Source organism: Herbiconiux liukaitaii (genome assembly GCF_041927495.1).
In the GTDB taxonomy this organism is placed as follows: Bacteria; Actinomycetota; Actinomycetes; order Actinomycetales; family Microbacteriaceae; genus Herbiconiux; species Herbiconiux liukaitaii.
The window spans coordinates 526136-548789 of record NZ_JBHFHG010000003.1; the positions used below are offsets into that span (position 1 = coordinate 526136).

Genomic DNA, 22654 nt, shown 5'->3' on the forward strand with positions numbered 1-22654 from the left:
CACGCGGTTCCGCCGTGGGAGGGAGGCGGTCACGCGCACGGGCTCCTAGCCTGGTCTCATGAGCGAGATGCGCATCACGAGCCACGAGCCCACCCAGCCCGCACCGGGCACGTACGCAGCTCCGGCGGCGACCCCCGCGGAGGCCCACGCGAAAGCGCCCACCTTCACCTACGACCACGCGCTGAGGGCCGCCCCCGCCTGGTGGCGCGGCGCCGTCTCGATAGCCCTCCTCGTGCTCGCGTACTTCGTGAGCTCGATCGTGTTCGGCCTCCTCGCCGTGGTGGCCGACCTCGCGCTCGGCAGCTACACCCTCGACGACCTCGCATCCGGCGCCACCCTCACCATGCTCACCCCCGCCGTGATGCTCGCCAACAACCTCGCCCTCGCGAGCCTCTGGCCGCTCTCGATGCTCATCCAGTGGGCCATGTTCGGGGTGCGACCGCGCTGGCTGTCGTCGGTCGAGGGCCGCTTCCGCTGGCGCTGGATGGGCCGGCTGGCCCTCGTGATCGTGCCCGTCTGGATCATCTACGTCGGCATCTCGATCGCGACAGGTCCGATCGACCCGATCGTGCTCTCCGGCACCGTGATCGCCATGGTCGTGGTGGTGCTCCTCACCACGCCCCTGCAGTCGGCGGGCGAGGAGTTCGGCGCACGCGGCCTCATCCAGCGCTCGGTCGGCTCGTGGTTCCGCCACCCGACGGCCGCGTTCGTGGTGGGCACGATCGTCTCCGGCGCGGTCTTCGCCACCGCGCACCTCGCGGGCGACGTCTGGCTCATCGCCTACTACTTCGTGTTCGGCGCCTCCGCCTCCATCGCCGCCCGCGGCACCGGTGGACTCGAGGCGCCCGTGCTCGTGCACGCCACGAACAACCTGCTGCTGCTCCTCCCCACCGCCCTCATGAGCCAGACGGATCAGGTGTTCGAGCGCGACGCGGGCACCGGGGGCCCGTTCATGCTCATCCCCATGGCCCTGTGCCTCGGTGCGGCCCTGTTCAGCACCTGGTGGGGCCGCCGCGCCGGCATCACCACGCGCGCCCCCCTCCCGCACACGCGAGCCGACCGCAAGGCCGCCCAGGTGCACACGCCACCCGCTACCCTTCGAGGGTGACCCGCAGCACCCTCACCCGCCCGGGCCGCGTCGCCCTGGCCGTCGGCGCGGCGCTCCTGGCCGTGCTGATCATCGCGATCGCCGCCGCCGTGCTGCTCCTCGGCCGCACCCAGCAGAGCGACACCGGCAGCACCGGTGTCACAGCCGGCAGCACCGGGGTCACCGCCGACAGCATCGCCCCACGCACCCTCGACGACGCCCTCGTGTTCCCGGTCGACGAAGACGACGACCTCCTCCCCACCGACGACGGCGACGAGCCCGACGCCACGGCCCTCCGCCTCTGGCAGCTGTTCCGCGACGTGGCCGGCGACCGCACCGCCGACGTCTACACCTTCTCGATCTACCACGACGAGGCGAGCGACCTCATGGCCGCCGTGACCCGCGACGGCGAGGGCGACGACCCCCTGCGCTGGGACGCCGAGGTCAACACCGCCTACATCGACGACGAGGACGAGCTCGAGAACACGATCCTGCACGAGGTCGGCCACATCCTCACCCTCTCCGACGACCAGGTGCCCGAGCTCTCCGGCTCCTGCCCCACCTTCGACCTGAGCGAGGGCTGCCCGAGGGCCGACTCGCTCATCGCCGCCTTCCAGGAGCACTTCTGGGCGGAGTACGGAACGGACGTGCCGTCGGACGACGGCCCCGAGGGCTCCGATCCGGCGGAGGTGGCCGCGTTCTTCCGCGAGCACGGCGGCTTCGAGACCTTCGTGAGCGAGTACGCGGCCACGAGTGCCGCGGAGGATGTGGCCGAGAGCTGGGCCGAGTACGTGCTCACGGATGACGACACCCTCGACGCGACTCTGCCCACGGACGAGTTCCCGACGCCCTTTGCGCTCACCCCGTCCGAGGCCAAAGTCGTCTTCTTCGAGCAGTACCCCGCGTTCGTGGCCGAGCGGGACCGCATCCGCGCTGCCCTCGGCTACTGATCCACCATCCGTTAACCTCCCCGTTCCCTCGGCCAGCTACCGTGCCCGCCGTGACGACTCTCGACGACGGCCGTGCGGTGCCGCCAGAACTCGACCACCTTCTCGGCTTCAGCGTGCTCGACGACGATGACGACGACCCCGTGCTCGTGCGCACCGACGGCAGCACCGTCGACACCTGGCGCGAGGACTACCCCTACGACGAGCGGATGAGCCGCACCGAGTACGAGGCCTCCAAGCGCCTGCTGCAGATCGAGCTGCTCAAGCTGCAGAACTGGATCAAGCGCGGCGGCCGCCGCCTCGTGGTGGTGTTCGAGGGCCGGGACGCCGCAGGCAAGGGCGGCACCATCAAGCGCTTCACCGAGCACCTCAACCCCCGCGGCGCCCGCGTGGTGGCGCTCGAGAAGCCCACGGAGCGCGAGGCCACCGAGTGGTACTTCCAGCGCTACGTGCAGCACCTCCCCGCGGCGGGCGAGATGGTGCTGTTCGACCGCTCCTGGTACAACCGAGCGGGTGTCGAGCGCGTGATGGGCTTCTGCACCGACGCGCAGTACCACGAGTTCATCCGCCAGGTGCCGCTCTTCGAGAGCATGCTCACGGGCGACGGGATCGACCTCGTGAAGTTCTGGTTCTCGGTCTCGGCCGAGGAGCAGCGCACGCGCTTCGCCATCCGCATGGTCGACCCCGTGCGGCAGTGGAAGCTCTCGCCCATGGATCTCGAGTCGCTCGACAAGTGGGGCCGCTACACCGATGCCAAGGAGGCGATGTTCACCGCCACCGACACCCCCTCGGCACCCTGGACCGTCGTGAAGTCGAACGACAAGAAGCGTGCCAGGCTCGAGGCCATGCGCTTCGTGCTCAACCGCTTCGACTACGACGACAAGGATGTGGAGGTGGTCGGCGAGACCGACACCGCCATCGTGGGCTCCGCGGTCGACATCCACGAGCGCGGCGAGCAGCGGCCCACCCGATGACACCCAGGGTGCACGTGCGCTGGACCCCGCTGCCCACGGGCCCGTTCGCCGTCGACACCCTCCTCCCCCTGCTCACCGACGAGGAGCGGATGCGCTACGCCGGCACCCTGGACGAGTCGACGGCGTCCCGCTTCGTGGTGGGCAGGGTGGCGCTCAGGATGCTGGCCGCCGAGCTCGTGACAGAGCACGCCAAAGCGCGCGGCGGCGACCCCGTGCCGCCCACGGCACTCGTGGTCTCGGCGCACTGCGCCGTGTGCGGCGGCCCTCACGGCCGCCCGCAGCTGCAGCTGACCTCGCCCAAGGGCCGCCCCATCAGCGTGAGTGTGGCGCACTGCGCCGCGGGCGTGGCGGTGGCGGCCACGTGGCGCGGCCCCGTCGGCATCGACGTGGAGGCCGCCGACGCCGGTGTGGAGCTGCTCAGCGCCGTCACGGCCCTCGTGCCGGCGGCCTCCCGCCCCACCGGGCGCCAGTGGGAGCCGATCCAGCACTGGACGAGGCTCGAGGCCGTCGTGAAGGCCGACGGCCGCGGGCTCGCGCTCGACCCCGCCGATGTGCGCATCCGCACCCGCGACGGCGCCATCGAGGCGAGCGTCGAGAAGCCGGCGAGCGGCGATCAGGGCGCAGGGGAGTACGCCGTGGCCGACCTCCGGCTCGATCCTGCCGTGCGCGCGAGTGTGGCCGTGCGCCTCCCCGGGGTGCCGAAGAAGCCCGTGGTGCCGCTCACGAGCTGGCGGCGCCTCGACCTCGCCGACCTCGAGGCCACCGCCCGCCCGTGAGCGGACGGCGGCCCGGAGCCGGGAGCCGGGTGGCTACGCCGCGTCGAGGTAGCCGTTGGGGTTGAGCACGTACTTCTGCGCGGCCCCTGCGTCGAACTCGGCGTAGCCGCGTGGCGCATCCTCGAGGGTGATGGCGGTGGCGTTGACGTTCCTCGCGATGTGCACCTTGTCGTGCAGGATGGCCATCATGAGCCCGCGGTTGTACTTCATCACGGGGCATTGCCCGGTGGTGAACGAGAGCGACTTCGCCCACCCCGTGCCCAGGCTGAGCGAGAGGGCGCCCTTCTTGGCGGCGTCGTCGATTCCGCCGGGGTCACCCGTCACATAGAGGCCGGGGATGCCGAGGGCGCCGCCTGCCGCGGTGATGTCCATGAGCGAGTTGAGCACTGTCGCGGGAGCCTCCTGGCCGGAATCCCCGCCGTGGCCGCGCGCCTCGAAGCCCACGGCATCGACCCCGCAGTCCACTTCGGGCACACCCAGGATCTGCTCGATCTGCTCTGCCGGGTCGCCCTTCGTGAGGTCGATCGTCTCGCACCCGAAGCTCCTGGCCTGGGCGAGCCGATCCTCGTTCATGTCACCCACGATCACGGCCGCTGCTCCGAGCAGCATCGCGCCCGTCGCCGCGGCGAGTCCCACCGGCCCTGCCCCCGCCACGTAGACCGTGGAGCCGACTCCCACTCCCGCGGTCACAGCTCCGTGGAAACCGGTGGGGAAGATGTCGGAGAGCATGGTCAGATCCATGATCTTCTCGAGCGCCTGATCGCGGTCGGGGAACTTCAGCAGGTTCCAGTCGGCGTAGGGCACGAGAACGAACTCGGCCTGGCCGCCCACCCATCCACCCATGTCGACGTATCCGTAGGCGCTGCCGGGCCGATCCGGGTTGACGTTGAGGCAGATGCCGGTCTTGCGCTCCTTGCAGTTGCGACACCGGCCGCAGGCGATGTTGAACGGCACCGAGACGATGTCGCCGACCTTGATGAACTCCACGTCGGGGCCGACCTCGACCACCTCTCCGGTGATCTCGTGGCCGAGCACGAGGTCGGCAGGGGCGGTGGTCCTGCCGCGCACCATGTGCTGGTCGGAGCCGCAGATGTTGGTCGCGACGGTTCGGAGAATGGCACCGTGCGGGACCTTCCTGCCCACGTTGGCCGGGTTCACCCCCGGCCCGTCCTTGAGTTCGAAGGTGGGGTAGTCGATGTCGATGACCTCGACGACTCCGGGCGACTTGTAGGCGACAGCTCTGTTTCCCGACACGTGATCCTCCTCGATGCTGCGTGCCCCGACGGGACACGTCGTGTCCTTTCGACAGTAGTCGTTTTAGCCCAGCGGAGGCAGTGCGGCCTCGTGCAGCCACGCGTCGAAGAACGCCGTGAGGCTGCGACCGGCCCGCTGCTCGGCGAGCGCCACGAACGCCGCCGTGTCGACCGTGCCGTGCGCGTGCGCCGCCGTCCACTCGCGCAGGAGCCCGGCGAACACCTCGTCGCCGAGCAGGGTGCGCAGCGCGTGCAGCGTGAGGGCTCCGCGCTTGTAGACGCGGTCGTCGAACATCGAGGCCGCCCCGGGTTCGCCGATCACGAGATCCTGCGGGGCGTTGCGCAACCGCGCGTGGTGCTGCTTGGCGAGCGCGGCCGCCGTGGGCCCTCCGCGCTCCTCGGACCACAGCCACTCGGCGTAGCACGCGAAGCCCTCGTTGAGCCAGATGTCCTTCCAGGCGGCCACGCCCACGCTGTTGCCGAACCACTGGTGGGCGAGCTCGTGCGCGATGAGCCGCTCGGATCCGCCCACGCCGTCGACGTGGTTGGCCCCGAAGATGCCCATCGCCTGGGCCTCGAGCGGGATCTCGAGCTCGTCGGCGGTCACCACCACCGCGTACCGGTCGAACGGATAGGGCCCGAATGCGCGCGTGAAGAACTCGATCATGTGCGGCAGCGGCGCGAAGTCGGCATGCATGCGCTCCGCGAGCTCGGCCGGGAACGCGTACTCGATGGGCACCGACGCCGATCCGCCTCCCGTGCTCGTGCGCCGCACGTACTGACCCACCTGCACGGTGGCGAGGTACGCCGCGGTGGGCCTCGGCTGCTCGTAGACCCACGTGGTGCGCCCCATGCGCGTGCGGTTCTCGGCGAGCCTGCCGCTGCACACCACGGTGTAGTCCTGGTCGCACGTGAAGCGGATGCGGTACGTCGCCTTGTCGCCCGGCCGGTCGTTGCACGGGAACCAGGTGGAGGATCCGGTGGGCTGCGAGGCGGTGAGCACGCCGTCGGTGAGCTCCTCCCAGCCGATCAGGCCCCAGGCGCTCCGCCGCGGGCCCGGCCGGCCGCTGTAGGCGATCTCGAGCTCGAAGCGAGTGCCGGCCGGGATGGGTGCGTCGGGGCGCACGGTGAGCGCGTGGGTGGTCTGGCTGATCCGCTGCAGTCGTCTGCCGTCGAGCTTGACCCTCGTGGCCTTGAGCTTCGAGAGGTCGAGCACGATCGAGGGCAGGTCGACCACGGCCTCGGCGCTGATGCGCGCCACGCCGTCGAGCCGATTGGTCTCGATGCGGTAGTCGAGCTCGAGGTCGTAGGCGTGCACCCGGTACGACCAGGTGCCGATGCCCGGGGTGTACGGGTCGCCGGCGAAGGCGACGCCGCGGCCGATCACACCGACACCGTGCGCGCCGCCATCTGTCCGTAGTCGGAGGTGCGCACCTCGCGCCACGGCCCGATCGGGTTGCCGCTCCAGCGCGTGCCACCGGGCACGAGCTCGCCCCGCATCACGAGCGAGGCGGGCCCCACCGTGCCCTGAGCCGCGATGCGGGCGGCGGGCAGGATGACGCTGTGCGGGCCGAGCGTGGCTCCGTCGTCGAGGGTGACCGTGTCGAGGCTCATCACTCGATCATGGAACAGATGCGTCTGAACCACACATCCGCGGTTCACGGTGGTGGCGTCGCCGAGGGTCACGAGGTCGGCCTCCGGCAGCCAGTAGGTGTCGATCCAGACCCCGCGGCCGATCGTCGCCCCGAGGCTCCGCAGCCACCAGACGAGCGCGGGAGTGCCGGAGGCGGCCTGCGCGAACCACGGCGCCGCCACCATCTCGGTGAAGGTGTCCGAGACCTCGCTGCGCCACACGAACGACGACCAGAGCGGATGCTCGCCCGCCTTGATCCGCCCGATCAGCGCCCACTTCGCCACGGTCGTCACCACGGCGGCCACGGCTCCCGCGGCCAGCAGCACCACTCCCGAGAGGAGTGCGGCGGGGAGCACGCCGACCCACTCGGTGAGGGCGGCGAGCGCGAACAGCACGCCGAGCCCGATGGCGCACGTCACGAACACCGGCACCACGCGGCCGAGCTCCCAGAGGATGCGCGCGACCTTGAGCCTCGCGGGAGGTGCGTAGGTGCGGCTCACGTCTCCGACGTTCACGGTGCGGCGGAGGCGCACGGGCGGCGATCCGAGCCACGACGACCCGGCCTTGGCCTTCTTGGGGGCTGCCGAGAGCACGGCCACGAGGCCGTCGCGCGGCACGGAGTGCCCGGCGGCCGCCATGCCCGAGTTGCCGAGGAAGGCCCGCTCGCCGATCTGGGCGCGCGCCACGCGCATCCATCCGCCGCCCAGGTCGTAGGCGCCCACGAGGGTGTCGTCGGCGAGGAACGCGCCGTCGTGCACCGTGGTCATGGCGGGGATGAGCAGCACGGTCGAGGCCTCGACGTCGCGGCCGATGCGGGCACCGAGCATGCGCAGCCACACGGGTGTGAAGAGCCCGGAGTAGAGCGGGAAGAGCAGGGTGCGCGCCATGTCGAGCAGCCGCTCGGTGGCCCAGAGCTGCCAGCCCACGCGGCCGCGCACGGCGTGCACGCCCTCGCTCACCCCGAGGCCCAGCAGGCGGGTGAACACGAGCACGAGACCCGCGAGCACGAGGCCGGCCACGAGCGTGGCGGGCACGAGGCCGAGCGCGCTGCGGGCGGCGGCCTCGGCCAGGTCGGCCGAGCCGTGCAGGAACACCGCGAGCACCACGCCACCCGTGGCGAACGCGAGGAGGGGCACGAGGGCGAGAGCCACGGAGGAGATGCCGTAGACGAGCACCCAGCGCGAGGCCTTGGCGGGCCGCTCGGCGGGCCACCAGTCGCGCGACTTGCCCACGCGCCTGGCGGGCGACCCCGCCCAGCGCTGGCCGGAGGGGACTCGGCCGAACACCGAGGATCCCGCCTCGATCTCGGCGCGCTTGCCGATGCGGGTGCCGGGCAGCAGCGTGCTGCGGGCGCCCACCGTGCTGCCGGCCCCCACGCGCACCGCACCGACGCGCAGGGTGTCGCCGTCGATCCAGTAGCCCGAGAGGTCGACCTCCGGCTCGATGGCGGCGCCGCGACCGATCGTGAGCATGCCCGTGATGGGCGGCAGGGAGTGCAGGTCGACGTCGTCGGCGATGCGCGCACCGAGGGCACGGGCGTAGTAGTTGATCCACGGTGCGCCCGCGAGGCTCACGGCACCCACCTGGTGGGCGATCTGCTCGGCGAGCCAGAGCCTCAGGTGCCAACTGCCTCCGCGCGGGTGGTTGCCCGGTCGCAGGCCCCTGAGCAGTAGCCGGGAGGCCACGACCGAGATGCCCATGCGACCGAACGGCGTGGCGAAGAGCACGATGCCGATCACGAGCGCCCAGAGGGGGATGGTGGGCAGGAAGTCGAAGCCGCCGGACCCCATCGCCTCCCCCACAGCGCGCAGCACGGCCGAGGCCGCGAAGAGGTAGACGAGCCAGCGCAGGCCGGCGAGCACGAAGAGCGGGATGCCGAGCAGGGTCTGCAGCACACGCATGCGCAGCGGTGTCTGGGCCACGGGCGGGCCGGCGTGCGCGGCCTCGGCGGCCTCCGGCTCGCCGCCGACCCGCACGGTGAGCTCGGCGGCCACCGCGCCGAGCCTGGGGTGCGAGTAGACGTCGGCCACGGTGAAGCCGGGGTCGATCTCGCGGAGCCCCGCCACGAGCTGGGCGGCGGCGAGGGAACCGCCACCGAGGTCGAAGAAGTTGGCGGAGGGGTCCGTCACGGGCACCCCGAGCACGGCGCCCCAGAGGCCGGCCACGCGGCGGAGCATCGGGTCGGCGTCGGGGCCGAAGCCGTCGCCGCCGTCGCTGGAACCCCCCGATCCCGATCCGCCGCCCGCTCCGGGCAGCGGCCACGGCAGTGCCGCCTTGTCGACCTTGCCCGAGGTGCGGGTGGGCAGGTCGTCGAGCACCGCTACGAGCGGCACGAGGGCCGCCGGGAGCTCGTCGCGCAGCCTCTTGACGGCCGCCTCGCGGTCGAACGAGGACGCATCCGCCGCCACCACGTAGCCCACGAGCACCTGGTTGCCCGACGCCGTGGTGCGCACGGCGACGGCAGCCCCCGAGACGCCGGGCAGCCCCTGGAGTGCCGCTTCGATCTCGCCGAGCTCGATCCGTCGCCCGCCCACCTTGACCTGGTCGTCGGCCCGGCCTTGGAAGACGAGGCCCTCGGGGTCGTACCGCACGAGGTCGCCGCTGCGGTAGGCGCGCTCCCAGCCGAGGGTCGGCATGGCCGCGTACTTCTCGGCGTCCTTGGCGGGGTCGAGGTAGCGGGCCAGTCCGACGCCGCCGATGATGAGCTCACCCACCTCGCCGGGCGCCACCCTGGTGCCCTCCGGATCGACCACCGCGAGCGTCCAACCCTCGAGCGGCAGCCCGATGCGCACGGGGCCGGGGCCGCCGAGGGGCGCGGCGCACGCCACCACGGTGGCCTCGGTGGGGCCGTAGGTGTTCCACACCTCGCGGCCGCCGCTCGCGAGCCGCTCTCCGAGCTCGGGCGGGCACGCCTCGCCGCCGAAGATGAGCAGGCGCACGTTCTCGAGCGACTCCACGGGCCAGAGGGCCGCGAGCGTGGGCACGGTCGAGACGATCGTGATGTCGCGCGTCACGAGCCACGGGCCGAGGTCCATGCCGCTCCGCACGAGCGATCGCGGCGCGGGCACGAGGCAGGCTCCGTGCGCCCAGGCGAGCCACATCTCCTCGCACGAGGCATCGAAGGCCACCGAGAGGCCCGCGAGCACGCGGTCGCCAGGGCCGATGGGCTCGGCGGTGAGGAAGAGCTGCGACTCGGCGTCGACGAACGCGGCGGCCGAGCGGTGCGTCACGGCCACGCCCTTCGGGGTGCCCGTGGAGCCGGAGGTGAAGATGATCCAGGCGTCGTCCTCGGGGCGGGGAGGCGAGATGATCGGCAGCGCGGCCGTGCTCGCGTGAGGTTCGGCGCGCGCGATGAGGCGGCCGCGGGGCGACGCCTCCTCCGCGCTCGGCACGAAGTCGCCCGTGCCCGTGATGACGCCCGCCACACGCGCCTCGCCGAACACGAGCTCGGCCCGCTCCTCGGGGTCGTCGGCGTCGACGGGCACGTAGGCCGCGCCCGCGGCGAGCACGGCGAGGATGGCGATGTAGAGCTCGCGACGCCCGGATTCCATGCGGATGCCGACCCGGTCGCCCCGCCGCACCCCCGCCTCGTGCAGCTCCGCCGCCACGGCGAGCACGCGCGCCATGAGCTCGCGGTAGCTGAGCGCTCCCTGGCCGTCTTCGAGGGCGGAGGCCTCGGGGTTCTGGGCGGTGGCCTCCCGCAGCACGTCGATGAGAGTGCGCGCCGGGGCTGCTCCCGAGGCCCGATCGAGCTCGGGCTGCAGGGAGGCGGTGGTGTCGGGCATGGCCGACATTCTGCACCAGGGAGGTTAACTCGCCGGCACACGACAGGCCTCGGCCCGTCGGGTCGCGGAGTCGGGAGCGTCCCGCCCCGTGGGGTGGGCGGGACGCTCGACGCACGGCCCGTATCGGGCGATCCGTTCCGTGCTCCGGACGCTGTCACGTGGACCGCGTCACAGGTAAGACGCGCGGGACGACGGATTCGTCACACCTCGCGGGCGAAGTTGACGTCGCCCGGCGATGCGTTTGCGAGGCGCGGCGGGCCCAGCTAGTTTGGTTAGGCAATCCTAATCGAAAGGCACCCATGCCCCGCGCTCCTCGTCTGCTCGCCCTCTCGGCGGCAGCCGTCCTCACCGCCGGCCTCGCCGCCTGCTCCAGCTCCTCGGCCGGATCGGATGCGGCCTCCGGCTCGTCGGACGGCTCCGGCTTCACGCCCATCACCATCGAGCACGCCCTCGGCACCACCACGATCGAGACGAAGCCCGAGCGTGTGGCCACGGTCAACTGGGCCAACCACGAGGTGCCTCTCGCCCTCGGCATCGTGCCCGTGGGCATGGCGGCGGCGAACTTCGGCGACGACGACGGAGACGGCGTGCTGCCCTGGGTCGACGAGAAGCTCGAGGAGCTCGGCGCCGAGACGCCCGTGCTCTTCGACGAGACCGACGGCATCGACTTCGAGGCCGTGGCCGACACGGACCCGGATGTCATCCTCGCCGCCTACTCGGGCCTCACGCAGGAGGACTACGACACACTCAGCGAGATCGCTCCCGTGGTGGCCTACCCCGAGACCGCGTGGGGCACGTCGTGGCGCGACATGATCCACCTCAACAGCGAGGGCCTCGGCATGGCCGAGGAGGGCGACGCCCTCGTCGCCGAGCTCGAGCAGGAGATCGCCGACTCGGCCGCGGAGTACCCGCAGCTCGACGGCACCTCGGCCATGTTCCTCACCCACGTCGACTCCGCCGACCTCAGCGAGGTGAGCTTCTACACGAGCCACGACACCCGCGCCGCGTTCTTCGAGGACCTCGGACTCGTGACCCCGGGGAGCATCGCGGAGGCCTCGGCCACCACCGAGAACTTCTCGCTCACGGTCAGCGCCGAGCAGGCCGACACCTTCGCCGACGTCGACGTGATCGTGACCTACGGCGGCGACGAGCTCGTGACCACCCTCGAGGGCGACCCGCTGCTCTCGCAGGTGCCCGCCGTGGCCAACGGCGCGATCGTCAACCTCCCCGGCACGAGCCCGTTGGGCACCGCCGCCAACCCCACGCCGCTCTCGATCTCGTGGGTGCTCGACGACTACCTCGAGCTGCTCGCCGCCGCTGCCGACAAGGCGCAGTGATCCCGAGCCCACAGAAGCCTCCGGCGGTGGCCCCCCACGCCACCGCCGGAGGGCCTTCCCCCGACCGGCCCACCACAAGGCCCACCACCGGGCCGGTCACCCCCGCCTCGGGCGCTCGGCATCGCGGGAGCGCTCGTGGTGCTGGCCGGTGTGATGGTCGCGTCGGTGCTCGTCGGATCGCGGGAGGTCGACCTCGCCGACGTGCTCGCCGCCCTCGGCGGCTCCACCGACGGGTTCGGCCCCGCGGCGGTCGTCACACGCATCCCGCGCACGCTGCTCGCGGTGCTCGTGGGGGCGGCGCTCGGCGTCTCGGGGGCCGTCATGCAGGGGGTCACGCGCAATCCGCTCGCCGACCCCGGCGTGCTCGGCATCAACATGGGCGCCTCGCTCGCCGTCGTGACGTTCATCGCGTTCGCGGGGATCGCCTCCGCCTCCACCCAGATCTGGGTCGCGATCGGTGGTGCCGCCATCGCCGCCGTGTTCGTCTACACGGTCGGCTCGCTCGGGCGGGGCGGTGCGACGCCGCTCAAGCTCGCGCTCGCGGGGGCGGCGACGTCCGCGGCCCTCACCTCGCTCATCAGCGCCGTGGTGCTGCCGCGCGCCGACATCGGCGAAGCGGCCCGCGCCTGGCTCGTGGGCGGCGTGGGCGGGGCCACCCCGGCGGGCACCCAGCAGGTGCTGCCGTTCCTCGTGGTGGGCTTCGCCATCTGCCTGCTCTCGGCCAAGGGCCTCAACTCCCTCGCACTCGGCGACGAGCTCGCCGCGGGCCTCGGCGAGCGCGTGGCGCTCACCCGCGGTGCCGCCGCGCTCGGCTCGGTCGTGCTGTGCGGTGCGGCCACGGCCGTCACGGGGCCGATCGCCTTCGTGGGCCTCGTGGTGCCGCACGCGTGCCGGCTCATCGTGGGGGTCGACCACCGGTGGCTGCTCCCCTACTCGGCCGTGGTGGGGGCTGCGCTGCTCACGGGCGCCGACGTGCTCGGTCGCATCGTGGCGCGCCCCTCCGAGATCGATGTGGGCATCATCACGGCGCTCATCGGCGCCCCGGTCTTCATCTACATCGTGCGCCGGCAGAAGGTCAGGGCCCTGTGACTTCGGCGACCAGCCCGGCGACGACCGGCTCGACCGGGATCACCTCGCCCTCGGCCACCTCGGCCGCCGTCGCGCGCATCCGCCGGTCCCGCCGCACCCGCGCGGGCATCACCATGGCCGTGCTCGTGGTGCTCATCGTCGCCGTGTACGCGCTCTCGCTCATGGTGGGCAAGACCTTCTACCCGCCCGCCGACGTCGTGACGGTCATCCTGGGCGGGGATGCGCCAGGGGCCACCTTCACGGTGGGGCGACTGCGCCTGCCGCGCGCGAGTCTCGCGGTGCTCACCGGGCTGTGCTTCGGACTCGGCGGCGTGACGTTCCAGACCATGCTGCGCAATCCGCTCGCGAGCCCCGACATCATCGGCATCAGCTCGGGGGCCAGTGCGGCGGCGGCCTTCGCCATCGTCACCCTCTCGCTCGGCGCCACGGGGGTCTCGGCGTTCGCCATCGCCGCCGGCCTCGCGGTGGCCCTGCTCGTCTACGGGCTCTCGTACCGCAGCGGGGTGGCGGGCACACGGCTCATCCTCATCGGCATCGGTGTGGCGGCCATGCTCAACAGCCTCACCGCCTACGTGCTCTCGCAAGCGGCCCAGTGGGATCTGCAGGAGGCGGAGCGCTGGCTCACCGGCAGCCTCAACGGCGCGAGCTGGAACCAGGTGCTGCCCGTGCTCGTGGCCCTCGTGCTGCTCACCCCCGTGCTGCTCGGCCAGTCCCGCAACCTCGCGGCCACCCAGCTCGGCGACGACACCGCCTCGGCCCTGGGTGTGCGGGTCGACCGCACGCGGCTCATCGCCATCGTGGCCGCCGTGGGCCTCATCTCGTTCGCCACCTCGGCGGCGGGGCCCATCGCCTTCGTGGCGTTCCTCGCCGGCCCCATCGCCGCCCGCATCGTGGGGGCCGGCAACTCCCTTCTCATGCCCGCCGCCCTCGTGGGGGCGCTGCTCGTGCTCGTCTCCGACCTCGTGGGGCAGTACGCGTTCGGCACCCGCTACCCCGTGGGTGTCATCACGGGTGTCCTCGGGGCGCCGTACCTCATCTACCTCATCGTCCGCACCAACCGCCGGGGAGGCTCCCTGTGACCACCGCCCACACGCTCGCCGCCGAGAAGCTCAGTCTCGGCTACGGCGACCGCACGGTCATCGAGGGCCTCGACCTGGCCGTGCCCGCCGGCCGGGTGACCGCCATCGTGGGCGCCAACGCGTGCGGCAAGTCCACGCTCCTGCGCTCGATGTCGCGGCTGCTCGCGCCGCGCGCGGGCCACGTGCTGCTCGACGGCAAGGAGGTGCACAGGATGCCGGCCAAGCTGCTGGCCCGCACCATGGGCCTGCTCCCGCAGTCGCCGATCGCCCCGGAGGGCATCACGGTGGCCGATCTCGTGGGCCGCGGCCGGCATCCGCACCAGGGCATCTTCACCAGGTGGAGCGCCGCGGACGACGAGGCGGTGGCCGAGGCCCTCGACGCCACCGACACGGCTTCCCTCGCCGACCGACCCGTCGACGAGCTCTCGGGTGGTCAACGGCAGCGCGTGTGGATCGCCATGGCGCTCGCCCAGCAGACCGAGCTGCTGCTGCTCGACGAGCCCACGACCTTCCTCGACGTGAGCCACCAGGTGGAGGTGCTCGACCTGCTCACCGATCTCAACCACCGCCGCGGCACCACGATCGTGATGGTGCTGCACGACCTCAACCTCGCCGCTCGCTACGCCGACCACCTCGTGGCCCTCGCCGACGGCCGCGTGCACGCCTCGGGCACCCCCGCCGAGGTGCTCACCGAGGAGGTCGTGCGCACGGTCTTCGGCCTCGACAGCCGCGTCATCCCCGACCCCGTCTCCGGCAAGCCCCTCATGCTCCCCATCGGCCGCCACCACACGGTCGGCGGCTGACGGGCGGGTCGCGCGTGCCGGGTGCCTGGTGTTGGATGGGGGCATGCACCAGATCGGCCTGCGCAACCTCGAGGAGGCCGACGACCGCACCCTCGCGGGCCGTGCCGCCGACGGCGACGTGCGGGCGTTCGAGGTGCTCGTGCGCCGGTACGGCCGGCTCATGCGCGTCTACGCCCGCCGCATCCTGGGGTCGAACTCGGATGTCGACGACGTGGTGCAGGAGGCCTTCGTGCAGGCCTGGTCGAAGCTGCCGACGCTCACCGACCTGGCGAGCGTCAAGACGTGGCTCATGCGGATCGTCGCCAACCGCAGCATCGACCGCATCCGTCGCCGCCGCGAGATCGCCGACATCGACGAGCTGGAGTCCGCCCCGGCCCCCGAGGAGCGGAGCCCTCACGCCCAGGCGCAGGCCAACTCGCTCGAGGAGGCCCTCTCGACCGCCCTCGGCGGTCTGCCGGAGGAGCAGCGCCGATGTTGGGTGCTCCGCGAGGTCTCGGGGTACAGCTACATCGAGATCGGGCAGGAGCTCGACCTGCCCGCCTCGACCGTGCGGGGCCTCATCGCACGAGCACGCAAGAATCTGATCCGGGAGATGGAGGGATGGCGATGAACGACGACCGCGACGATCTCGACGGTCACACGATCGAAGAGCTCAGCGACTACCTCGACGCCGGCCGCAAGCCCTACGACCCGTCGATCGAGAACTCGCCCGGCTGCCGCATCGCGCTCGACGCGCTCGTGCGGCTGCGCTCCACCTCGCAGCTCCTGCTCGAGGCCGAGGCCACGCTCGAGCCGGAGCCGGACGAGAGCTGGATCGGCGGCATCCTGCAGAACATCGGTCGCGAGGCCCGCGCCGGCCGGCGCATCCCGCTCTCGCACCCCGACCCCGTGGCCGACCTCGGCATCACCGAGGGGTCGGTGCGCGGGCTCGTGCGGGCGGCGAGCGACACGGTCGACGGGCTCATCGTGGGGCGCACCGCCCTGCAGGGCGATGTGACGACCCCCGGCGAGCCGATCACCGTCTCGATCGACGCCACCGTCTACCTCGGCCACAGCATCCCCGAGACCACGACGAGTCTGCGCGAGCGCGTGGCGACCGCCCTGGCCACCCACACCGAACTCGTGATCGAGGCCATCGACATCACGGTGCACGACGTGCACCCCGACCCGGCCGCAGCCCCGGAGGAGAACCGATGACCACCACCGGAGCAGACGCCCTCTCCTCCTCCCCCACCCTGGCCGCCGAGCTGCTCGCCACCGCCTCGACCGTTCCCGGGGTCACCGGGGTGTTCCCCACGGTGCTCGCACCGAAGGCCGTGCTCGACACCGCCGTGGCCCTGCTCACGCAGCGCACCCCGCAGACGGTGCTCGTGGAGGAGGGGGAGGGCGGCATCACCGTGACCCTCTCGATCGGTGTCGACCACTCCTTCTCGGCCGCCGAGACCTGCCGCGCCGTCTACGACGCGGTGGCCGCCCAGCTCGCCACGAGCGAACCCGGATCCTCGGTGGCGGGCATCCGCGTCTCTGTGGCCCAGGTCGGTTGACGCCCGCGTCGCAGACCGTGCCGGACGTCGAGGGGATCGCGTCGCGGCTGGGGCTCGGCCTGGCGGCCGTGGGGCGGCCCGCGTACATCACCGCCGGCCGGGCGGAGGATCTGGGCGAGGCCGACGACCGCTCGGTCGAGGCTCTCCGCGACCGTGCTCACGCGCTGCTCGATGCGGCCTGGTGGCTCGGCATCCGCTACGTCGACGCCGCGCGCTCGTACGGGTTCGCCGAGCGGTTCCTCGGCTCGTGGCTCGCACTCCACCCCGGCAGGCGCGAGGAGCTGACGATCGGCTCGAAGTGGGGCTACGAGTACCGCGGCGACTGGCGCATGCACGCGGCGGAGCACGAACACAAGGAGCACAGCCTCCGCCGCTTCGATCGGCAGTGGCCGGAGTCGCTCGAGGCGCTCGGCAGCGCACCTGACGTGTATCTCGTGCACTCCCTCACCCTCGACAGCCCGGCCCTCGACGACAGGGCGCTGCTCGACCGGCTGCGTCGGCTCGCGGATTCGGGCGTGCGGGTGGGCTTCTCCACGAGCGGTCCGCAGCAGGGCGAGCTCATCGACCGCGTGCTCGATCGCCGCGACACCCCGTTCTCGGCCGTGCAGACCACGTGGAACCTGCTCGAGCCCTCGGCGGGCGACGCGCTCGCCCGCGCCAACGACGCGCGCTGGCTCGTGGTGGTCAAGGAGGTGCTCGCGAACGGCCGCCTCACAGAGCAGCCGGCAGAATCGCACGCCGCCGCCCGGCTCGCCGAGGCCGACGGCCAGCCGCTCGCCGGTCTCGCCGTGGGGGCGGCGGTGGCGCATCCGTGGGCCGACGTGGTGCTCACGGGCGCCGTCACCCGCCGGCAGCTGCGGCAGAACGTGGCCGCGGTGCCCCCGCGCGTCGACCCCGAGCGCCTGGCGGCCCTCGCCGAACCCCCGCACGAGTACTGGGCGGCCCGCGCAGCCCGCCCCTGGACCTGAAACATGAGACCTGAGGCCGAGCCCCGAGCCCCGAGCCTCAGGCGTCGACGCGCGGTCGCCTCGCGATCGAGATGCTCACGACCGCCGCCACGGCGCACAGCCCCGCGGCCCCGAACCACGCGAGCGTGTACTCCCCCGTGCTGTCGCGCACCACTCCCGCCACCGTCGCCGCGATCGCCGCCCCCACCTGGTGCGCCGCGAACACCCACCCGAACACCACGGGCCCATCGGCCCCGAACAGCTCCCGGCAGAGCGCCACGGTCGGCGGCACGGTGGCCACCCAGTCCAGCCCGTAGATCACCACGAACACGATGATCGGCGGATGCACGGCCTCCGACAGCAGAAAGGGCAGCACGAGCAGCCCGAGCCCCCGCCCCGCGTAGTAGACGGCGAGCAGGATGCGCGGGTTGACCCGATCCGTGAGCCAGCCCGAGGCGATCGTGCCCACGATGTCGAAGATCCCCACCACCGCGAGCAGCCCGGCCGCCGTGGTCTCGGGCATGCCGTGGTCGTGGGCGCTGGGGATGAAGTGGGTGCCGACGAGCCCGTTGGTGGTGGCGCCGCAGATGGCGAAGCCCGCCACGAGCGCCCAGAACGTGCGCTTCCTCGCCGCTCGCGCCAGCGTGCTGATCGCGGTGCGGGCGGGGTTGCCCGTCACCCGCACGGGCGCCTTCCAGCCGGCCGGCGCCCCGAACGGCGTGGTGCCGAGGTCGGCGGGCCGGTTGCGCAGCCAGATCAGCACGAGCGGCACCACGGCGAAGGCCCCCGCGGCCACGAGCAGCGAGGCCTGCCGCCAGCCCTGCTCCTCCACGAGGATGGCGATGAAGGGCAGGAAGGCGAGCTGACCGGTCGCACTGCCGGCCGTGAGCACACCCACCACGAGACCGCGCCGCGCCACGAACCACTGGTCGGCCACGGTGGCGGCGAAGACGAGGGCCATCGATCCGGTGCCGAGGCCGATCATGAGGCCCCAGGTGAGCACGAGCATCCACGGCGCGGTGGCGAGGATGCTGAGCGCAGCACCCGCCGCCACGAGCAGGAGCGCGCACGTGGTGACCGCCCGCATGCCGAACCTCGCCATGAGAGCGGCGGCGAAGGGCGCCATGATGCCGTAGAACAGCAGGTTCACGGTCACCGCGAGGGAGAGCTCGGTGCGCGACCAGCCGAACTCCTCCTCGAGCGGCAGCATGAGCACGCTGGGCGCCGCCCGGAACCCGGCGGCGCCCACGAGGGCGAGGAACGCGACGGCGGCCACCACCCACGCCGGGTGCAGCCGCCGCCTCGCTCCCACTCCTGCTCCCGTGGCGCTCATGCGCCGATCGTAGCGCCGCGATGGTCAGGGGCGGGGCGTCTTCTCCATGTCGCCCACGATCGCCGCGATGGCCGCGGTGGAGGGGCGATCGGATTCCGCCGCCACCTCCGCCTTCTCGTCGGCCCCGAGGTGGTCGTCGACGCTCATGGTGGTCTCGTCGAACGGGCGCGATCCGTCGAGCACGGCGGTGAGCTGCTCGCGGTCGAGCTCCCTGGTCCACGTGCCCACGAGCAGGGTCGCCACGGCGTTGCCGGTGAAGTTCGTGAGCGCCCGCGCCTCCGACATGAAGCGGTCGATGCCCACGATCACACCCACCCCGTCCACGAGGTCCGGCCGGTGCGCCTGCAGTCCTCCGGCGAGCGTGGCGAGCCCCGCACCGGTCACGCCGGCCGCGCCCTTCGAGGCGATCATCATGAACAGCAGCAGCGAGATCTGCTCGCCGATGGCCAGCGGGGTGCCCATGGCGCTCGCGATGAAGAGCGACGCCATCGTGAGATAGATCGCCGTGCCGTCGAGGTTGAACGAGTAGCCGGTGGGGATGGTGATGCCCGCCACGGGCTTCGAGACCCCGGCGTGCTCCATCTTGGCGATGAGACGCGGCAGCACGACCTCGCTCGAGGAGGTCGAGACGATGAGCAGGTACTCCCGCCCGAGGTACTTCATCATGCGGAAGATGTTCACCCGTGCCACGAGCCACAGCAGCGAGCCGAGCACCACCACGATGAACAGCGCACACGTGATGTAGAAGGCGATCATGAGCGTGCCGAGCCCGATGATGGCGGCGAACCCGGTGTTGCCCACCACGGCCGCGATCGCGCCGAAGGCACCGATCGGCGCCACCCACATGATCATCGAGAGGATGCGGAACACGAGCGCCTGGATCTGCCGGATCGCGCCCAGGATGGGAGTGCCCTTCGCGCCCATCTTCTGCAGCGCGAAGCCCACGAGCAGCGCCACGAAGAGCACCTGCAGGATGTTGCCCGCCGTGAGCGAGGAGACCATCGTGGTGGGGATGATCCCGAGCAGGAACTCGGTGGTCGTGGCCGCCTTGGCATCGCCGGCGTCGTAGCTGCTCGCGCCGATGTTCAGGCCCTCGCCCGGGTGGATGAGGTTGCCCACCACGAGGCCGATGCCGAGCGCGAAGGTCGACATGATGATGAAGTAGCCGAGCGCGAGCCCACCCACCTTGCCCACGGTCGCGGCCTTCGCCACCGATCCCACCCCGAGCACGATCGTGCAGAAGATGATGGGGGCGATCATCATCTTGATGAGCCCCACGAAGGCGTCGCCGAGCGGCTTGAGCCCCACGGCGAACTCCGGGACGGTGAGCCCCACCACCGCGCCGCCGACCACGGCGACGATCACGGCGATGTACAGGTAGTGCGACGAGTCGATGCGACGGCGGGGCTTCCGCCCGTCGGTCTTTGTGCTGAGCGCCATTGCTGCTGCCTCTTCCTCTTCGTTGAGTCACGGGTTCTGCGGGTCGCGGATGTGCGTGGCATCAGGATGCGCGCGCCGGGCGGGCGGGCAGCGGTTGTGGTCATAGTGGTCGCGAGCCGATCCCCCCGGAGCGGGCGCGGAATGCCTACGCTCTAGAGCACACGCAACGGAGCAGTGAGGTCGTCATGGTGGGTCGGTGGAGCATCGCCACGAAGCTCTTCGCCGTGCAGTTCGTGGTCATCCTCGTGCTCGCCGCGGCGGCGGTGGCCCTCAGCTGGGCGGATGCGCGCGCCGACGTGGAGAAGGACGCCGCGGCCCGCAGCCTCGCCGTGGCCGAGACGCTCGCCCAGGATCCGTTCGTGCTCGACGCCGTGGCCGGCCTCGGTGCCGCGCCGCGCCAGGCCGCCCGCGACGCCGCGAGCGACCTGCTGCAGCCGTACGCGGTCGACGTGATGGCGGCGACGCAGACGGATTTCGTGACCATCATGACCCCCGACCGCATCCGCCTCACCCACCGCGACCCGGCCGAGATCGGCCGCGAGTTCCTCGGCACCATCGACACAGCGCTCGAGGGCGAGGCCTTCACCGAGACCTACACGGGCACGCTCGGCCCCTCGGTGCGGGCGGTGGTGCCGGTGCGGGATACCGAGGGCGAGGTGGTGGCGCTCGTGGCCGCCGGCATCACGGTGTCGGCCACCCAGGTCGCCCTCGGCGAGCGGATCGCCACCGTGCTCGTGGCGGCCGGCATCGCCGTGCTGGTGGGCGGGGCGGCGGCGTGGGCGCTCAGCCGCTACCTGCGGCGGGTCACCGACGGCCGCGGTGCGGAGGAGATGGGCCGCATGTTCGCCTACTACGAGGGCGTGCTGCACTCGATCGGCGAGGGGCTCGTGCTGCAGAACGCCGCGCGCGAGCTCGTGCTCTACAACGATCGCGCGGCCGAGCTGCTCGGCCTGCCGCAGCCCACGCCCGCCACGCGCCACCGACCGCTCGACCCCGCCGCTCTCGAGCTGCCGCCGCCCATCGCCGCGCTGCTCACCGACGACGCCGTGGCCGTCGACGAGATCGTGATCACCGGCACGCACGTTCTCGTGGTCGACCGCGACAGGGTGGTGGGCCGCGACCGGGTGGCGGGCCGCGACAGGGTGGGCCGGGACAGGGTGGGCCGCGGCGCCGCCGCCCCGGGCTTCGTGGGCACGGTCACCACCCTGCGCGACCACACGAGGGTGCAGGAGCTCGCGGGTGAGCTCGCCACCATGACGACGCTCTCGGATGCGCTGCGCTCCCAGGCCCACGAGTTCGCCAACCGGCTGCACACGATCATCGCGCTCATCGAGCTCGACCGGCCGCACGAGGCCGCCGAGCTCGCCCTCTCGGAGCTCGAGCTGAGCCAAGGGCTCGCCGATCGGGTGCTCACGGCCGTCGACGAGCCCGTGCTGCTCGCGCTGCTGCTCGGCAAGTCGGCGCAGGCGGCCGAGCGCGGCATCGCCCTCGACGTCGAGATCCCCGAGCGCCTCCCGGCCTCGCTCCTGCCCCCGCGCGAGCTCATCACGATCGTCGGCAACCTGCTCGACAACGCCATGGACGCCGTGGCGGGCACCTCCGAGCCGCGTGTGCGGGTCGCCGTCTCCTCCTCGCCCGCCGGCCTCACCGTCGCGGTCGACGACACCGGCGCGGGCCCCGACCCGGCCCTCGCCGCCCACCTCTTCGAACTCGGCACCACCACCAAGTCCGCACCCACCAAGTCCGCCCCCACCCAGTCCGCGCCCACCCAGTCCCAGGCCACCACCGGCTCCCCCACCACCAGGCGCGGCATCGGCCTCGCCCTCGTGCGCCAGGCGGTCACGCGTCTCGGGGGCACCATCACGGTCGACGGATCGCGCTTCACCGTGCACCTCCCCCTCCGCAGCGCCGAGCCGCAGCCCTCCACGGGAGCCCGCGCATGAGCATCCGTGTGCTCGTGGTCGACGACGAACCGCTCACGGCGGAGGCGCACGCCGCCTACCTGGGCAGGCTCGACGGTTTCGAGGTGGGTGGTGTCGCGCACACGGGCGCGGAGGCGATCCGTCTGCTGCGCGACGACCCGCACCCCTTCGACCTCATCCTGCTCGACGTCAACCTGCCCGACACCACGGGCATCGAGCTCTGCCGGCGCCTGCGTGCGGCAGGCGTGGAGACGGATGTCATCGCGGTCACGGCCGTGCGCGATGCCGCGGTGGTGCGCTCGGCGGTCTCGCTGGGCATCGTGCAGTACCTCATCAAGCCCTTCGGCTTCGCGTCGTTCGCCGAGAAGCTGGCCGCCTACCGCGACTTCCACGACCGCTTCGCCGACTCGGTCGTCACCGACCAGCACGAGGTCGACTCCTCCCTGGCCGCCCTCCGCAGCGACCCGGGAGCCCACCTCACCAAAGGCCTCTCCCCCGAGACCCTCACCCTCGTGAGAACGGCTTTGCGCGAAGCATCCCCCGACGGCCTCTCCGCCGCAGAGCTGGCCGACCGCCTCGACCTCTCCCGAGTGACGGCCCGCCGCTACCTGGAGCACCTCACCGCCACAGGAGCAGCCCTCCGATCCCACCGCTACGGCACCCCGGGCCGCCCCCAGTCCCAGTACCGCCTCCCGTGATGACCCG

At 72.2% G+C, this 22654-nt stretch carries 19 protein-coding genes; 14 read left to right on the forward strand and 5 right to left on the reverse strand.

Annotated features, from left to right (window positions below; all coding sequences use genetic code 11):
* Positions 1-58: 58 nt before the first annotated feature.
* From ACEXQC_RS07025 to ACEXQC_RS07040, 4 genes are read left to right on the forward strand one after another with little or no spacing between them, the layout of a single operon-like run.
* Complete coding sequence (locus tag ACEXQC_RS07025) at positions 59-1108, forward strand: CPBP family intramembrane glutamic endopeptidase (RefSeq protein ID WP_374819865.1); 1050 nt, start codon at positions 59-61, stop codon at positions 1106-1108.
* On the forward strand, positions 1105-2037 hold the full coding sequence (locus ACEXQC_RS07030; protein WP_374819867.1) for a hypothetical protein: 933 nt from the start codon (positions 1105-1107) through the stop codon (positions 2035-2037). Before ACEXQC_RS07025 ends, ACEXQC_RS07030 begins: the two co-directional genes overlap by 4 nt.
* Before the next feature lie 50 nt (positions 2038-2087).
* The gene (gene ppk2, locus ACEXQC_RS07035; protein WP_374819868.1) at positions 2088-3008 is read left to right on the forward strand and encodes a polyphosphate kinase 2; all 921 of its coding nucleotides are present in this window, start codon (positions 2088-2090) and stop codon (positions 3006-3008) included.
* A complete protein-coding gene (locus tag ACEXQC_RS07040) occupies positions 3005-3784 on the forward strand; it encodes a 4'-phosphopantetheinyl transferase family protein (RefSeq protein WP_374819870.1) in 780 nt (259 codons plus the stop codon). Before ppk2 ends, ACEXQC_RS07040 begins: the two co-directional genes overlap by 4 nt.
* 33 nt (positions 3785-3817) lie before the next feature.
* On the opposite strand, the gene fdhA is transcribed toward ACEXQC_RS07040, so the two are convergent.
* The 3 genes from fdhA to ACEXQC_RS07055 form a co-directional block, all read right to left on the reverse strand.
* Positions 3818-5038 carry a formaldehyde dehydrogenase, glutathione-independent gene (gene fdhA, locus ACEXQC_RS07045; RefSeq protein WP_374819872.1) on the reverse strand — a complete coding sequence of 407 codons (1221 nt, stop codon included), beginning with the start codon at positions 5036-5038 and terminating at the stop codon, positions 3818-3820.
* A gap of 63 nt (positions 5039-5101) precedes the next feature.
* Positions 5102-6424, reverse strand: a complete 1323-nt coding sequence (locus ACEXQC_RS07050) for a M1 family metallopeptidase (RefSeq protein ID WP_374819874.1) — start codon at positions 6422-6424, stop codon at positions 5102-5104.
* The gene (locus ACEXQC_RS07055) at positions 6421-10464 is read right to left on the reverse strand and encodes a Pls/PosA family non-ribosomal peptide synthetase (protein ID WP_445451967.1); all 4044 of its coding nucleotides are present in this window, start codon (positions 10462-10464) and stop codon (positions 6421-6423) included. The genes ACEXQC_RS07050 and ACEXQC_RS07055 overlap by 4 nt, the downstream gene beginning before the upstream one ends.
* 290 nt (positions 10465-10754) lie before the next feature.
* Between ACEXQC_RS07055 and ACEXQC_RS07060 the strand changes: the two genes are divergently transcribed.
* From ACEXQC_RS07060 to ACEXQC_RS07095, 8 genes are all read left to right on the forward strand, one after another.
* Entirely contained in the window at positions 10755-11792 is a 1038-nt protein-coding gene (locus ACEXQC_RS07060; RefSeq protein WP_374819878.1) for an iron-siderophore ABC transporter substrate-binding protein, read from the forward strand.
* Between the two features lie 135 nt (positions 11793-11927).
* A complete protein-coding gene (locus ACEXQC_RS07065) occupies positions 11928-12881 on the forward strand; it encodes a FecCD family ABC transporter permease (protein ID WP_374819880.1) in 954 nt (317 codons plus the stop codon).
* Complete coding sequence (locus tag ACEXQC_RS07070) at positions 12878-13960, forward strand: FecCD family ABC transporter permease (RefSeq protein ID WP_374819882.1); 1083 nt, start codon at positions 12878-12880, stop codon at positions 13958-13960. The genes ACEXQC_RS07065 and ACEXQC_RS07070 overlap by 4 nt, the downstream gene beginning before the upstream one ends.
* On the forward strand, positions 13957-14763 hold the full coding sequence (locus ACEXQC_RS07075; RefSeq protein WP_374819884.1) for an ABC transporter ATP-binding protein: 807 nt from the start codon (positions 13957-13959) through the stop codon (positions 14761-14763). Before ACEXQC_RS07070 ends, ACEXQC_RS07075 begins: the two co-directional genes overlap by 4 nt.
* 43 nt (positions 14764-14806) lie before the next feature.
* Positions 14807-15373 (forward strand): RNA polymerase sigma factor, encoded by a 567-nt coding sequence (locus tag ACEXQC_RS07080; protein WP_374819886.1) that lies wholly within the window; start codon positions 14807-14809, stop codon positions 15371-15373.
* Positions 15370-15960 carry an Asp23/Gls24 family envelope stress response protein gene (locus tag ACEXQC_RS07085; RefSeq protein ID WP_374819888.1) on the forward strand — a complete coding sequence of 197 codons (591 nt, stop codon included), beginning with the start codon at positions 15370-15372 and terminating at the stop codon, positions 15958-15960. Before ACEXQC_RS07080 ends, ACEXQC_RS07085 begins: the two co-directional genes overlap by 4 nt.
* Positions 15957-16307: a hypothetical protein gene (locus tag ACEXQC_RS07090; protein WP_374819890.1), complete on the forward strand. Its 351-nt coding sequence runs from the start codon at positions 15957-15959 to the stop codon at positions 16305-16307. The genes ACEXQC_RS07085 and ACEXQC_RS07090 overlap by 4 nt, the downstream gene beginning before the upstream one ends.
* 17 nt (positions 16308-16324) lie before the next feature.
* Complete coding sequence (locus tag ACEXQC_RS07095; RefSeq protein ID WP_374819891.1) at positions 16325-17275, forward strand: aldo/keto reductase; 951 nt, start codon at positions 16325-16327, stop codon at positions 17273-17275.
* A gap of 37 nt (positions 17276-17312) precedes the next feature.
* Here the strand turns inward: ACEXQC_RS07095 and ACEXQC_RS07100 are convergent, their stop codons facing one another.
* Together ACEXQC_RS07100 and ACEXQC_RS07105 are read right to left on the reverse strand one after the other, a co-directional pair.
* Complete coding sequence (locus ACEXQC_RS07100) at positions 17313-18587, reverse strand: MFS transporter (protein ID WP_374819892.1); 1275 nt, start codon at positions 18585-18587, stop codon at positions 17313-17315.
* 24 nt (positions 18588-18611) lie between these two features.
* Positions 18612-20027: a cation:dicarboxylate symporter family transporter gene (locus tag ACEXQC_RS07105; RefSeq protein WP_374819894.1), complete on the reverse strand. Its 1416-nt coding sequence runs from the start codon at positions 20025-20027 to the stop codon at positions 18612-18614.
* 185 nt (positions 20028-20212) lie between these two features.
* Between ACEXQC_RS07105 and ACEXQC_RS07110 the strand changes: the two genes are divergently transcribed.
* Together ACEXQC_RS07110 and ACEXQC_RS07115 are read left to right on the forward strand one after the other, a co-directional pair.
* Entirely contained in the window at positions 20213-21970 is a 1758-nt protein-coding gene (locus ACEXQC_RS07110) for a sensor histidine kinase (RefSeq protein ID WP_374819896.1), read from the forward strand.
* Complete coding sequence (locus ACEXQC_RS07115) at positions 21967-22647, forward strand: response regulator (protein ID WP_374819898.1); 681 nt, start codon at positions 21967-21969, stop codon at positions 22645-22647. Before ACEXQC_RS07110 ends, ACEXQC_RS07115 begins: the two co-directional genes overlap by 4 nt.
* Positions 22648-22654: the final 7 nt, after the last annotated feature.